General features: G+C 36.5%; 7 protein-coding genes. All 7 read right to left on the bottom strand.

Translation table 11 applies throughout. From position 1 onward, the window contains the following. Positions 1-138: 138 nt before the first annotated feature. On the bottom strand, positions 139-921 hold the full coding sequence (locus BSF42_RS18100) for a rhamnogalacturonan acetylesterase (RefSeq protein WP_095954503.1): 783 nt from the start codon (positions 919-921) through the stop codon (positions 139-141). An 11-nt stretch (positions 922-932) separates the two neighbouring features. Next, on the bottom strand, positions 933-1,919 hold the full coding sequence (locus BSF42_RS18095) for a pectinesterase family protein (protein WP_095954502.1): 987 nt from the start codon (positions 1,917-1,919) through the stop codon (positions 933-935). A 219-nt stretch (positions 1,920-2,138) separates the two neighbouring features. Further along, entirely contained in the window at positions 2,139-4,157 is a 2,019-nt protein-coding gene (locus BSF42_RS18090; RefSeq protein WP_095954501.1) for a glycoside hydrolase family 127 protein, read from the bottom strand. A gap of 457 nt (positions 4,158-4,614) precedes the next feature. After that, positions 4,615-7,065: a polysaccharide lyase family 1 protein gene (locus BSF42_RS18080; protein ID WP_095954499.1), complete on the bottom strand. Its 2,451-nt coding sequence runs from the start codon at positions 7,063-7,065 to the stop codon at positions 4,615-4,617. A gap of 6 nt (positions 7,066-7,071) precedes the next feature. After that, positions 7,072-9,402 (bottom strand): DUF5703 domain-containing protein, encoded by a 2,331-nt coding sequence (locus BSF42_RS18075; protein ID WP_095954498.1) that lies wholly within the window; start codon positions 9,400-9,402, stop codon positions 7,072-7,074. 107 nt (positions 9,403-9,509) lie between these two features. Beyond that, the gene (locus BSF42_RS18070; protein WP_095954497.1) at positions 9,510-10,943 is read right to left on the bottom strand and encodes a sialate O-acetylesterase; all 1,434 of its coding nucleotides are present in this window, start codon (positions 10,941-10,943) and stop codon (positions 9,510-9,512) included. Positions 10,944-11,580: 637 nt separating this feature from the next. Continuing rightward, a complete protein-coding gene (locus BSF42_RS18065) occupies positions 11,581-15,006 on the bottom strand; it encodes a glycosyl hydrolase (RefSeq protein ID WP_095954496.1) in 3,426 nt (1,141 codons plus the stop codon). Between the last annotated feature and the right edge of the window lie 131 nt (positions 15,007-15,137).

The following is a 15,137-nucleotide window of genomic DNA, read 5'->3' as shown; positions in this document are numbered from 1 at the left end:
ATTCTGATTAACAAAAATGCAAAATTCATTTTTAACGTCAATTCAAGAAATATCAAACACTAAAAAAAGCCCGCTAATCTTAGACAAATGGACTACTAAGCGGACTTTTTGTTAATTTATATATGGTTTTGTTTAAGTTTACAATTTTTTCATTGCATCAAAAACAAATCTTGCCACTTCAACTCCACCTTCTTTTTGAAAATGAGTATTATCTTTTTGCCCGTCAGGAAATGCAGGAAATTTTCCGGGTTCAAAATTCATAAAATAGTTCGTAGTTACATAATCTTGTCCTTTGGAAGAAAAGAAGCTCATCGAGAGTTCATTCAAATCAATATACTTTACATGCAATTCCTTTGCAACAGCAATTGCTGCCTGAGGATAGTCGCCATGTACGTTCGTAAGTTTTCCGTCTTTCCATGGATAATTCCTTGCAACTGGTGTTAAGACAATTGGCACCGCACCTTTTTCTTTAGTTTGATTTATAAAAAGACGCAGGAACTCTTTGTAACCTTCAATATTTACATAACGCTCTGTTTTTTCCGCAGAAGCATCATTGTGCCCAAACTGCATCATAACAACATCACCTTTTTGAAGAGAGTTGTAAACAGAAGACCATCGCCCTTCTTGAAAAAAAGTTCTGGTACTTCTACCGCCTTTTGCGCGGTCATCGATTTTGACTTCTTTAGCATTACCCAAAATATTCTTAACCAGCTTCAAACTATCCTTTTGAAAGAAAGGCTGAAAAACCTGTCCCCAGCCCACTTGTGGAAATTTTTTAGTTTGATAATTTTCTTCTAACGAATAATCGGCAACCGTTGAGTCTCCAATTAAATAAATAGTTGTCACTTTTGATTTAAAACTAAAGGCGCCCAATACTAAAATTGAACATAATCCGATTCCGAAAATTCTAAACTTATTCATAGCCTTTGATTTTATTTATTTGGATTCCATCCGTTCAAAACTAAATCTCTATCGTATTTTTTAATATCATCTTTTTTTAATTGATGCGACCATGAAACTCGTTGAGATAGATCTTTCGAACTTAAACCTTTGCTGTCAAATTCTGCGTAATATGCAGTTTTATATTTATCAGGAAATCTGGTATCGATCCATGCGTTCCAGCCTTCCGGAATAATATGCAAACCCATATCTGTATTGATAAAAACAGTTTGCGCATAAGGTCGCCAAGGTCTTCCAAAAAATACTTTGTCAACCGTTTTATCTTTTGCAGTAAGTTTACAATCTGTAAAAACAAAACCATAAGCCTGACCTTGCGGCGTTGAAGCAGCTGTAATATAAGAATTGCTTAAACTCTCAATAGTACATTCATAAAAATAAGCAGTCGCCGCACCAAATATAAAATCGGTTGTACCGTTGATGAAACAGTTTTCAAAGTAAGTGCGTGTATTTCCTTCAGATAAATAAAGCGTATCCTGATTCCCTAAAATATTGCAATTTCTAACTACAACTCTATCACTCTTAATATGCAGAGCAACGGCCTGTCCTACTCTTCCTGCTGTATTTTCTACAGTAAGATTTTCGAGCGTACAGTCATTTCCTTTAATTAAAAAAGAATAAGAAGTTCCAGTTCCGAATGCTTTTTTTCCGGATGCATCAATTTCACGAAGCGGTTTCCCAGAATAATCATCAAACGAAATAATGGTTTTATTTCTGTCTAATCCTTTTAAAGTAATGAATGTTTTAGAAGCTGGAATCTCCAATTTCTCCACATATTTTCCTGGTTTTATAGTAATTACAACTCGTTTTTCTGAATTGTCTTTCACGTTGTTTAGCGCTTCCTGAATGGTTTTAAAATCTCCCGAACCATCTTGTGCAACGGTTAAAGCTAATTTGTTATCGAGCGTTTGGGCTGAAAGGGAAATTGTTGTTATTAAAAATAAGGTTAGGATATATTTCATGTGTTTTTCAATTTATTTGTTCATCTTGTTTTGTCATCTTGACGAAGGAAAGATCACACTAGAAACTCCGCAATCTAAATCGCCAATCTTTGTCGAGTTACGTGTGCGATTCTTCGTTCCAGAATGACAAACTAGCTGGTTGGTCGCTTTTTCAAAATTTAAAAATCCGCTTTAATCCGCGTTTTGCCAAGGGCAATCCGTTTCATCAGCGTGCAAAATTTAATGCGACATCCAAACTGTCATCTCGCCTTTTCCTTTATTTCCCCAAGCAAAATACGGAATCAATTTTACGTTTATCGATTTTCCATCTTTTACAGAAATTGGTTTATAAAGTGTTTTCTTCCAAGAATTATCACCTGCAATTGTTGAACTCGCTTCGATAGTTATAAATTTTCTGTTTTTTAATTCCGTGAAATCCGTTTTAAAATTTGAATTCAGATTTAAAATTACATCGTTTACACTTGTATTTGCAGGAAGCTGATCTGATTCTAAGCAATAAACCAACGGTCCTCTTTTTACAGCAACCTGATTTTTAACTTCTTCAACCAATGGATTTGCCTGCATCAACTCAACCGGCATTGGAAGATTCAATTCAATTACATCTCCTTTTTTCCATTTACGATTTACTGTTAAATAAGAACCAGAAACGATCTTATCATTAATACTGGTATTATTAATCGAAACCGAAGCATTCTGACTCCAGCCCGGAATTCTTAAAAAGAAATTCTGTAAATCTTTTGGTGCTTTTACAATTTTCAACGTTATTTTTCCATCCCAAGGATAGTTCGTCTGCTGTTCGATTTCGATTTCTTCTCCGTTTAAAGATTTTGTTTTCAATTGATTGCTTCCGTATAAATTCACATACAAACCTTCCTTTGAAAGATTGTAAGCATAATTTCCAACTTCGGCAACAGTTCTGGTTACGTTTGGTGCACAGCAGTTTGATAACGCAATGTAGCCTTCACGCTCATTGCCCCAACGTTGGTGAAACGGCAGATCGTTAGAAACATTCAGCGGATTGTTATAAAGGAATTTTTCTCCTTCTAAATCCATTCCCGAAAGCACACTATTGTAAAGTGCCAGCTCCACAATATCAGCATATTTGGCGTCGCCTGTAATTTGAAGCATTCTCCAATTCCATAAAACGTTTCCAATATTTGCACAGGTTTCTGTGTGCGCCGTTGCATTTGGCAATTGAAATGGTCTTCCGTATGCCTGATGAATTTTCTGCACAACTGTTGGATCATAAGAAGTTCCGTCTGGTGAAACTCCATCATATAAAGAACCGCATGCTCCCGTAATATACATTTTACGGTATGTTACGTCATCCCAAATCGATTCTAAATTGTCTAATAATTTCTTCTCGCCCGTTTCTGCGTATAAATCGGCAACTCCAGCATAGAGGTAATTGGCTCTTACGGCGTGACCCATCGCGGTAGTCTGTTGTCTAAACGGAATTCGATCCTGATTGTCATCAGTTCCATCATTTGTAGTACCGCGAATGTCAATTAAATTATTGGCTAATTCCAGATATTTTGGATTTTTGGTCGTTCTGTACATTTCGACAATTCCCATATAATGCGACGGACAAATGGCATTTCGTGCCAATTCTGGTGAGGCTTTTTTGTAGAAATCATATAAGAAATCAGCAACTCCTTTTGCTATATTTAGGAAATTCGTTTTTCCTGTGGCGCGATAATGAATACAGGCAGCAGTCATTAAATGTCCCATATTGTATTTTTCAAATCCTAATTGTTTTTTTACTTCTTCAGGACCTAAAGTTCCCCAGCGTTCATCAATTAAAACCGGAGTATGAATATAACCGTCTTTACGCTGTACTTTCGCAAAAAGCGCAATGGCTTTATCCATTTTCTGATCTAGTTTTTTATCTTTCGTAACAGCATAAGTTGCCGCCATTCCTTCAAAAATCTTGTAGAAATCACCATCATGAAACGACGGTCCTTTAAACGTTCCTTTGCTTATACCTGCAGCGATTTCGAAGTTTTTATATGCATGTGAAATAGAATCATTATGATACAAATCCCACATATAGGGTAATGTGTTTTTGGTTTCTACATCAAATTGTTCTTTCCAAAAACCGTTTGTCCATTTTACATCTTGCAGTCCAACGCTCTGCAATTTCGCATACGGGCTTTCTGAATTGGCAACTAAACCTTTGTTTTGTGCAAAGATTACAGTTGAAAGAAATAAAGAGGTTATGATGATGTTCTTTTTCATTTTGAATATTTTATATTGTAATGATTGTAACGCTGATGTCACGGATTGCCAAGGCAAAACGCGGATTAAAACGGATTTTCTATCTGCTTGATCTGCAGAATCTGCGAGCGATTAATTTTCCCGCAGATTTTGCAGATTTGGCAGATTTTTTTCTTTTACTAAATCTCGAATTAAAACGAACCTTTTATCTGCTTAATCTGCAAAATCTGCGAGCGATTAATTTTTCACGCAGATTTGGCAGATTTGGCAGATTTTTTTCCTTTACTAAATCTCGAATTAAAACCAACCTTTTATCTGCAAAATCTGCGAGCGATTAATTTTTTCACGCAGATTTGGCAGATTTGGCAGATTTGGCAGATTTTTCTTTTGCCACTAATTACACTAATTTTCACGAATTATTTTTACCGTACTGCGTAAAAAATTAGTGGAGATTAGTGTAATTCGTGGCAACCTTTTTTTATTTAATAAAGAAATTAATGGTTCTACTCATTGAATCTCCTTCCGCATCTTTTACTGTTAGAATGAAAGAAGCGAAACCTTTTTCAACTGTTGTAAACTGAATTTCTTTACCTTTTAAAACTGCTTTTCCATTTTTAAGATCAGAGAAAGTATAAACGGGTTTGTTTTCATATCCTTTGAAAAAATCTCCTACATTTAAAACTTTTTTATCTCCTGAATTCACAAAATAATGAGGCTGTGCCAGCCAGTCTAAATAATTATCCAGCTGCGTAAATCCGTCTTTATCTATATCCTGATTCGCATCTGAAAAATCTCCTTCTGCTGAATTTTCGTTTAAACCAAAAGCTTTTTCCCACCAGTTAGGCAGTCCGTCATGATCTGTATCCCAATCTGCTGGACGAGTTTCCGAAGCAAAGTTCGGCCATCCTCCTGCATCTTCTTCATTATCAATCATACCGCCCAAACCGCTTTTGCTTCCTTTATAAGTAAAAGTTCCTTTTAAAGTTTCACCGATAATTCGGTTATCGTGTTTATCAAAAAATGGCTGATTTGCCCCAACATCTGAAAGTACACTTTTATATGCCGCTTTCGCTGATTGCGTTGCTATATATGATGGAAAAAATGGTTTATCAACAAAAGTTTCATACTCTACTTTCTCTTTATTTGTGGTAGTAAATTTTCTTCCTTTATCCTGAGATTTTTCATCAAAATAACCCGGCATAACATTTCCATCAAAATAATAGCGCTGCATTCCTTTTCCAACACCTTCGTGCTGTGCATTTAATGCTACAAAAATCGCTGTTGAAGCACCCGGTTTATAGAAATTATTTACAAAATTCACCTCGTTTGCACCACCGTCTGTCGTTCTTTTACCCCAATTGTATACCACATTATTAGTGATATCCAATCTTCCAGTATAGAAACCATCACCGCTTAAACCACCGCCAATACTCCAATTACGTCCGTAATTGTGAGCCAATAAGTTATGATGAAAACTTCCGATATCGCCGCCAATTGTCGCAGCATAACCGTGCATTTTTCCAGCTTCGTATTTACCGTGTCCAGCGACATTTAACGCTTCTGAAATTAAAGTTCGCTGTAATGTAATATGATGTGCACCCCGTGAACTAAACGATTCATCGATTGTCCAACTGATCGAGCAGTGATCAATAATGCTGTAATCTGCACCGGTTAATCCCATTCCGTCAAAAGTTCTTCCGCCGCCAATTCTAACTTTTAAAAATCGAACAACTCCATCATTTCCAGTCAAACCAATTGGCGCTCTCGTAATTGTAATTCCTTCACCCGGAGCCGTTTGCCCCGCAATAGTAATGTAAGGCTGATTTGCTACCAATCTCGAAGCCAGTTTTATATTTCCCGAAACAGTAAAAACAATCGTTCTTGGCCCTATTTCCTGATTAATCGCATCTCGTAGACTTCCTGGTCCGTCATCATTCAAATTCGTAACTTCAATTACCTTCCCACCACGTCCTCCAACAGCATAACGTCCGTAACCTTCTGCTCCCGGAAAAGCCAATTGCGCTGGTTTAAACGACCAGACATTTCCTGAAGTTATATCGCCTTTAGTATCAACTTCATCTACTCTCCAATAATAAGTTGTTCCACTGTATAAATCGGAAATATTGAAGTTTTTATCAATTAGTTTTCCTTTAAATTCTTTTGAAGATTCAGTTGCCTTTTCTACAGCAGCCGCGTCTTCACCAAAATATAAATTATGTGCGGCTACACTCTTTGGAGCGTCCCATTTTAAAGTCAAAGTTTTATTTACTTCAACATGTTCATTACGATTTCCTGGTTCAGGAGTACGCGCCTGATTCATTAAATTTGGTGTATCGATTTCAAAACCGTTAACCACAATTTGTTTAATTACATCAGGATTTGAAGTTGGGTCAATCTCAAAACGAACGATTACATCTTTGCCTTTTTCGGCATTAAAAGTAATGTAAGCCATTGTTGCATCAATTTTAGCATTGGCTCTCTGACTCGCATTTACCGTTTCCTGAAGTTTTCCGTTGACAAAGATTTTGATTGGAGAATAGGTTTTTCCCGTAATCACATCAAAAGCATTATGAAAAGTCAAAAGCGTATGTTTTCCTGCTTTCAATCCGCTGATTTTCAATTCTAAATTTTCAGCCGTAACCAAACCGTCGCTTCCTAATCTGTTATAATGCGGTGCACTCATTCCGACTTTATACCATTTTGAAGTGAAGTTTCCTTTTAGCGTAAACGACAAGTTATTGAACGATTTAAAATCTTCCTTCCCTTCGTTAATCACCCACGAATCATAACTCGGATCATGAACTTCTTCCAGTCTTCTTTGAAAAAAGTCAAAGTCTACTTTTACAACTTGTTTTTCAGTATTCTGAGCTTGTGCGTTTGCCGTTAAAAGCATTGCAAGAGCCAAAGAACCCATTAATTTCTTTACCATTTTGGTTTAATTTAATTTCGTTTTTTCTGTTTCAGATTTTCCTAACAGATTTATAATGTCTTTTTTTCTTTCTTCCGGAATTACTTTTAAAACTTTCAATTCGCCGTTTACCAATTCTCCTTCAACGGTCGTATTTTGTTTTACGTGTAATTTAAAATGAACGTTCCAGTCTTTTGGCCAAGCCGGAAAAAGATAAATTTTCCCATCACTTTCCTGCAAAAGCATTTCCTGCATGCCAATCATTCCGGATCCGCCCCAATTGTGATCTGGAACCCAGTCAAATCCCGGTCCCCAAAATGCAGGGAAACGACGCTGTGAATTCACCATTTTTAATGTATTGTATTTCGCCGCTTCCTCTGTTAAACCCAAGCGAGCTGCGAAAATATTATCCTGTTTCCATCCAATATGACTTCTAAATTTTAAAGCATCTGGATCGTATTTCCAAGTATTTAAAGCCGTTTCAAGATCTGGTTTTCCAATGCCGTAAATACCCCATGGATAAACGGGATACATTTGCGGCACTTCCGAATTATTAACTCTTTCCCAAGTTTTAGCTGGAACCAAAACTTTATGATTTTCGATTTGTCCGAAGTTTAAAGGCGGAATTCTGGTTTGAAATCCCTTTACATATTCCAGTTCTTCTTTTGATAGCTCTTTTCCCGAAAGGTTTAAAAGATTGGCTGTAATTATTTGTAATGCCGAAATTGTACTATTGGCATTGTATGCCATTTTGTACGTTTCAGCACCTGAACCCGGATATAAAACTAATTTCCCATTTCCATCTAAAGCTTTTCTTCCTCGCTGTTTTGCGAGATATTGATAATGTTCATCAAAAAAACGAAGGCAGCTAACGACAAACGAATTGTATTTCTGAATATCTTCTCCCGCATATTCTTTCTGTTGCAACATCATTTGACAGAATTCTAAAACCGTGTCCCATTCATATTCCAGCCACGCATTATATTCCATTCCAGGGTCGTAATCGGCGGGACGTTTCCATTCGTATTCTGCAGGATTTGGTAAGCCGAAATTTTCTAATTGTTCTGTGAATGACGCGCCGTTATGATTCCAATAAACTTTGCTTCTTAATTCAGCATTTTTCTGTAAACTCAAATAATAATCCAACTGCGATTTCATCATATCAAAATCACCGCTTTTTACCATCGGAAAATAAACCAATCGCTGGTTTTGAGCCGTCATGGTCCCTCCGCCCCAATTTCTGAAATCAGGCGTAAAATCTAAATCAGGATTGGTAAAAACGGGATCAACTGTAAAAAGTCCGCCATTGAATTTTGTTGGGTATTTCCCATACGCATTACAACCTAACATATAACGGAATAACTGGTAATTCTGCCCAATTTGATATACTGAATCTTTGGCAGCCGATTGATTTTTATGCGTAAAAATAAAACTGCGTTCCCAAAAATTATTCCACCACTTTATAGCGTTTTTTTCTGCTTGTTTTGAAGTGTTCTTATTAGATAAAATTTGTTTTTTTAAGTCACAATTCCAAGAATTTAAATCTGATTGGCTGGTATTTAAATAAAGCTGTAAAGAATGTTTTTTGGATGGTTTTATACTAGATAAACTAAAGCCTTTAAAATCGGTCGACTGGTATTTTCCTAAATACGTTCCGTCTGCTTTTAGATTATCTCCCGTCATAAATCCGCCGAAAGTTAGATTCGCGATCGGGTTCAGCATTTGCTCCTTAACCAATTCCATTTTTTGTTGTTTCACAGCAACATCAAAAACGGTATTTTCTCTGTTTCTGTGATAGAATTTTATGCCGTTGTTTTCAAATGAAATCGAATCTTTATACGTAATAATCTCTCCTTGAGGTGCCCATTTATATGAATTGGCATTATTGGCTTTTCCTTTTGAATCGCGGTTTTTATAACGCCAGCTTTCATAAGAAGCGGTCATTTTCAATGCATTTTTACTTTCTAAATCCAAGTGGATTATCGGTTTATAAACATCAACCCAAAGTTTGATTTTAGTATCATTCTGACCAACTAAAACGTACCCGTCTTTCAATTTTAATTCCTGATGAAAACCTTCTTTTCTGGCAAAAGGATTCGGACTCAAAGTCACTTTTACCCGACCTAATTTCAATAAAGTATTATGTTCATCGAAAGTTCCGCTTCTCGAAAAATAGAAATACAGATCGCCTTTTTCAACCCACACATTCATACCAATATCACCGCCTCCCAAAGGCATAGATTCTGATGAATTTTGGCTTTGCGTTTTCCAAACCTGATTGTAACTATCAAGCGCAGGAATTTGCGCTTTGAGGCAAAGCGTCGTGAAGAGAAGTATTAATAATATATTGTTTTTCATCGTTTTCTTTCCTGCAAGGTTTTCAAAACCTTGTAGGTATCTTTTTTAAGTTTCAAATCAATCAAACACCTACAAGGTTCTGAAAACCTTGCAGGAGCGACCGTGTATTACCACTCATCCGTTCTAAATGAAGAAACTGGCAATCCTCCTGCACTAAATAATTCCGCTTTTGCGAAATCTTTCCATAAATAACGAATAGCAACTGGATTCTTTACTTTATCAGAAGTCAAAACCACTGATTTTCTTCTTACAACCGTTTTTGCCGGATAAAAAACTTTATCTGCTCCCGCTATTTCAAAACCTAAAACTTCTTTATCATAAGAGGTAATTCCGTTGGCAACATCATCAAAAGATACTGTAACCGAACCGTCTTTTATTTCCATCGATTTGTATTTCGGACTTTCGAATTCAAAACCTTCAATTCCGTATGTTTTGGCCAAAGCCTGAAATGCCAATCTATTTCCGCCTTTTTCTTTATCCATTGGATGAATAGTATTTTCTTCTCCAACATCCATCAAAACTGCCATTCCTGTATTCGGAATTTCCTTTGAGGCTTTCAACTGTGCCTCTCTAATATAAGCCGAATTGTATTTCTCCAAATAGTCTTTTGGATGAAAAGAAGCATAATTAAACGGTGCAATCTGCGCATAGTAAAATGGAAAATCTCCTTGTTTCCATAAAGCTCTCCAGCTTGACACCATTTTTTTCATCAAAGCGGTATATTCAGAAGCCCTTTCATAATTGGATTCTCCCTGATACCAAATACAACCTTTGATTCCGTAACCAATTACAGGCGAAAGCATTCCGTTAAACAAAGTCGTTGGCACACGATTTGGATCTTTAGCTAATTCTTCTTTTGTAGTCGGAATTTTGGCGCTTGCAAAATCGTGCAGCATTTCCTGATTCATCCACGCTTCCATGCTTGAACCACCGTAAGAAACATGAATCAAACCAACCGGAACATCTAAAACTTCCTGTAAAAGCGAACCAAAATACCATGCTGTTGCGCTAAAATTAGCTGTTGATTTTGGCGAAGCAATTTCCCACTTTCCTTCAAAATCTTGTAAAGGTTCCAAAACCGTCGCACGCGGAATTGTAATTAATCGAATGTTTTTATTGGTTGATCTTACAATGATTTCGTTTCCGTTTTTAACGGGCTGACCCTGAAATCCTTTTAAAGGCATTTCCATATTCGATTGTCCGGAACAAAGCCAAACTTCGCCAATTAAAACATTTTTAATAGTAACTTTTTCGTTTCCTTCTGAAACTTCAATTGTAAACGGTCCGCTGAATGATGGGGTCTGCAATTCTGTTTTCCATTTACCGAAATTATCTGCTTTTACTTTATATGTTTTAGCATCCCAAGACGTTTTTATGGCAATATTTGCGTTCTTCTCTGCCCAGCCCCAAATTGGTGCGTTTGACTTTTGCTGTAACATCATATTGTCTGTAAACAATGCGGGCAGTTTGATTTTGGCATTGATTTGAAGGCTTGCTAAAAATGTAATTACAATAACTAAAATGTGTTTAAAATTCTTCATTTTTTATTCTTTAATTTCTCAATAGATGTGTCGCTCCTCTGGAGCTTAACTGCTCTCGTACTATTATTTTCTATAAACATTTCGCTCTTACAGAGCTTTTTTATCTTGTCTAATGACATATATTCTTTGAAACAAATACATGTTTTTAAATTTCTTTTTAATAAATATTCTGCTCTTCTAGAACTTATATGCAAGTCCCAGAGGGACGAGATATTTATAGAAAAACAATAACAATATACAAAAGCTCCAGCGGAGCGATATATTTTTTCAATTGCCTCCAGTTTTAACTGGAGTTCATAAAATTTTTCAACTCATAATACTTTAGCAAAAAAAAATAGTTTGGCTAAAGCCCAATACTTATCTACTTTCTAAACCTCCAGCTAAAGCTGGAGGCAATTGATTTGTCTACTTTGTCACAAGAATCCTTTAATCTGTGGCAATTTTTATTTTAATTGCCTCCAGCTTTAGCCGAAGGTTATAATTCTTCAATCTCTTAGGCTTTAGCCAAACTAACTTTTAGACTTAAGCCCATATCTTGTTCTCTTTTGAAATCTCCAGCGGAAGGTGGAGGCAATTGTTTTCTTTATTTTGTCACATCATTAATAATCTTCGTAATCCTATAATCTGTGGCAAAAAATTATTTATTCTTTTCTTTCACTAGTACAACCGGCCCCAATAATCCCGCTGTCAACAACGGTTCTCCTTCTAATCTATAGCTCGCATTTGTCCAGGTTGACCTTTCTTCTTTTGGCAGTTTTTGATCGCCTGTTAATCGGTTTCTCCATGTATTGGTGATCTTGATTTCTATTATATTTTTTCCTTTTTTCAAGGCTTGAGAAATATCGCTTTTATAAGGGAAAGTCCAGAGCGAACCGCAATCTTTTCCGTTGATTTTGATTTCTGCAATATTGGCGATTTCACCTAAATCAAGCCAGATTTTATCGCTATTTTTTCCTTTCCACACAAACTCTTTTTTATAAACTGCAGTTCCCGAATAGTATTTAATTTGTTCATTTTCAGAAGTACTCCAATCAAACAATTTATTGATTTTCACCACTTCTTTTGGACCTTTATATTCAGGATTAAATTGCACTTCCCAATTTTCATCTAAAGTCTGCACGGTTTCAAATTTCGTTTTATTGAGATTTACTTCCACAGTAATCATTTCAGTTTTATCCTTAAAAATTACAAAACCAGATTCGTTTTCCTCTAAATTAATCGAAACAATTGTCCTGCCATTTTGCATTTTCCAATTGGACAAATCTGAAGTTTTATCAGTTACGGGATTATACCAAACGGGAATTTTTCCAGTAATTCTAAACGAAGCTTCAAACGATCTTTTTTCTCCTTTTTGATTCGAAATTAAGTAAATATCTTCTGTTTCCGATTTGCGGTGTGTCCATGCAATTGTTTCAGAATCTGCTCTGTTTAGATTTGGAAAATAAACATCCTGCGTGATTCCAATTGAAGCAAAATCATTCTCTAAATACGGTAATTTAATAACCGTTCCTTTTCCTATTTTCCAAGTTGATGCATTTGAATTGTTCCAAATTTCATCGACAACATGCTGCCATTTTTTGAAATCTTCATTTGATTGTAAACCGGGCTGTAAATTTGGCTTTTCATCTACAAAAATGGTTGCGCCGTCTTTTACTAGCTGCAGTATTTTTTCGGCGGAAGCCAAAGAAAGCAACTTATTTGGTGCCATTTTATGACTGTCAGGAAAAAATAAAGCGCCGTATTCGATTCCGCCTCCAAAAGATATTTTTCCGTTTTCGATTTTCGCACGGTTAATCAAAACATCTGAATTAAAGGAATCGTACTGATAACCATTCATCGCATTAATCCATTCCGATAAATCAGTTAAGTTTTTAGAATACGATACTTCTTTTGGCATTTTAGCACTTGGCTGTCCTTCATTTTTTAAACGAATCGCTTCGCTTTCAATTCTTGCTTCCCCAAAAATATTCGGAATAAAAGGCACCAAACGATCCGGCAGTACAGAGCGAGAAGGCAAATCTTCGCCAATAAAAACCGCCAAATCTATAACCGGTTTCCCTTTTTGTAACTGAAACTGCACTCTTTGACAATATTCAAACCACGCTTTTCCAGGATCCCACCAAGTCTGGTCCCTTTGAAAATACGTTCCAATTCCGTCTAAAGTCATTCCGGGTTTTCTGTCCAGCCACGGATTATGTACAAAAACGTGATAGAAAAAACGGTTAATTCCAAGAGCATAATTTCTATCGGCAATCACTTTTAGATTTCCCGGATGTTCGTCCCAATCCATTTTTAAAGCCGTAAAAGCTTCTGCCTGAATAATATCTTTTCCATAAATATGTCCGCCCGAAATGGCGTCTAACATATCGTTAGGTTTGTCGTGTGTTGGGCTTTTCAGCCAAAATTCACCGCTTGGATAATCAATATATTTAAAATGCAAAAGTCCGTCGCTCATCATCGTTGGAGCCACATTTTCTGAACTGAATTTTACATTTGCATCATCCGCAATTTGTCTCAGCGTTCCGAAGAAATTATCGGCCACCAATTCTGAAATCGTCTTTCTAACATCGTATAAAACTTTCTCAGAAGTCTGAATATCTTTTACAGGAATTCCTGCCATAACAGGCAGATAATCTACAATATCATAACCTCTTCTCGTTTTAAACTCATTTCTAAAAACAGGCGACCAGTTTTGGCTTCCGCATTCCCAACTGTCCATATGTAGTATTTTAACCACTTTTGAAGCCAATTCCGGACCAGCAGCACGAAGCATTTCGCCAAACCAATGATCGAGTTGAAAACGAATCGCCTCTTTATTAAATTTGTCTACTTCTAATCCTCTTCCCGCACCTGCTGTAGCATTTTCGTGACCTGTAGAAGTATGACCGAAACGGATAATTCTCCAATTCGCTTTCGCGGAGGCTTTCCAGTTTAAAACGCCGTCTGCATCAACAAACTTTGAAACATTAACCATTTTTGAAGGATCGATACAATCTGCAGAACTGATTTCCTTTTCGGTTACTTGCGGACTTAAACGCCATATCGCTCCTGATTTCCCCTGATAATTGTCGATCAAAGGTTCGTTTGACAAATAGATTTTGGCTACTTTTAAGCCCTGATTCCATTTTGCAGGATCAAGATCTTCTGCGCCTGGTTCTGTTCCTTCGGGATCGTAAACAAACCTGAAATATTTCGCTTTTGTGGGAACAATGCTATGGGTATAAAAAGCATCGACATCCTGCCAGCCGTGACGTGGCGTTGTTAATCGTCCTAAACTTTTGAAATTTTTTCCATCGTCACTCACTTCAATTAGTAAACGATGCGCCTGATAGTTATTTCCTTTGGTTTCTATTTGAATAGATTTACACAAAAATGGTTCATCAAATTCATATTGAATCCAGCCTTTTTTCGGCATTCTAAATTGTCCATCTTTCTCTGATGAACTTAAAATAGCCGCATCAGATTCCAGATTGGTGGATGTAATTTTTGGACGTTTTTTATCCGAAGTTATAAAACTTTCTTTTACTGGAACAGCAAACGTCGCAATGTCTCTATAATAATCTTTATAATGATTTGGAACGGCTAATTTTAAGTTTTTAAAACTATTTCCGCTTACGATTGTATCTTTCCAAACTACTTTTTGCATTGACATTTCAGGGGTAATCCAAGGTCCTCCGGCAACGGCAAAACCATCGGCTGGATGAAAACCAATTTTTACACCTACACGATCTGCTTCAATTAAAGCCCAACGCACCAAATCCCAAAATTCTTTGCTCAACTGCAAAACCGGCGGATTTATCAATGGCGGATTTTCCGGTCCTTTTATCGTCATTAAATAGGCACCTTCAATCCCAACTCTTTTCATCGCTTCTAAATCAGCGGTAATGCCTTCTTTAGAATAGGCACTTTTCATCCAATACCAATATGTCCACGGTTTTGAGGATTCTTTGGTTGGCTGAAAAAAGGTATTTTCATTTTTATGGATTTCCTGTGCGGAGACAATGCCTGCAAGGAGGAAAAACAAGACAGTCGAAAGTCTTAAAGACAAAAGTCGAAAGTCCATTTTAAAAAGGAAAAGGTGTTGTTTGTTAAACATTTTATTTTTGTTTGTTTTCTTCTTTCTGTCATCCTGACGAAGGAAGGATCACACTAGCAACTCGACAAAGATTGGCGATTCTCTGTGCGGAGTTTTGT

It is taken from the genome of Flavobacterium sp. ACN6, assembly GCF_002304005.1.
Classification (GTDB): domain Bacteria; phylum Bacteroidota; class Bacteroidia; order Flavobacteriales; family Flavobacteriaceae; genus Flavobacterium.
The sequence above is the reverse complement of the archived record's forward strand: the minus strand, read 5'-3'. Positions and strand labels throughout refer to the sequence as shown.

Bases quoted from the DNA above. Each gene is read 5' to 3' on its own strand.
- BSF42_RS18075 (WP_095954498.1), bottom strand. From the start codon at position 9,402: ATGAAAAACAATATATTATTAATACTTCTCTTCACGACGCTTTGCCTC.
- BSF42_RS18090 (WP_095954501.1), bottom strand. From the start codon at position 4,157: ATGAAAAAGAACATCATCATAACCTCTTTATTTCTTTCAACTGTAATC.
- BSF42_RS18070 (WP_095954497.1), bottom strand. From the start codon at position 10,943: ATGAAGAATTTTAAACACATTTTAGTTATTGTAATTACATTTTTAGCA.
- BSF42_RS18080 (WP_095954499.1), bottom strand. From the start codon at position 7,065: ATGGTAAAGAAATTAATGGGTTCTTTGGCTCTTGCAATGCTTTTAACG.
- BSF42_RS18065 (WP_095954496.1), bottom strand. From the start codon at position 15,006: ATGGACTTTCGACTTTTGTCTTTAAGACTTTCGACTGTCTTGTTTTTC.
- BSF42_RS18100 (WP_095954503.1), bottom strand. From the start codon at position 921: ATGAATAAGTTTAGAATTTTCGGAATCGGATTATGTTCAATTTTAGTA.
- BSF42_RS18095 (WP_095954502.1), bottom strand. From the start codon at position 1,919: ATGAAATATATCCTAACCTTATTTTTAATAACAACAATTTCCCTTTCA.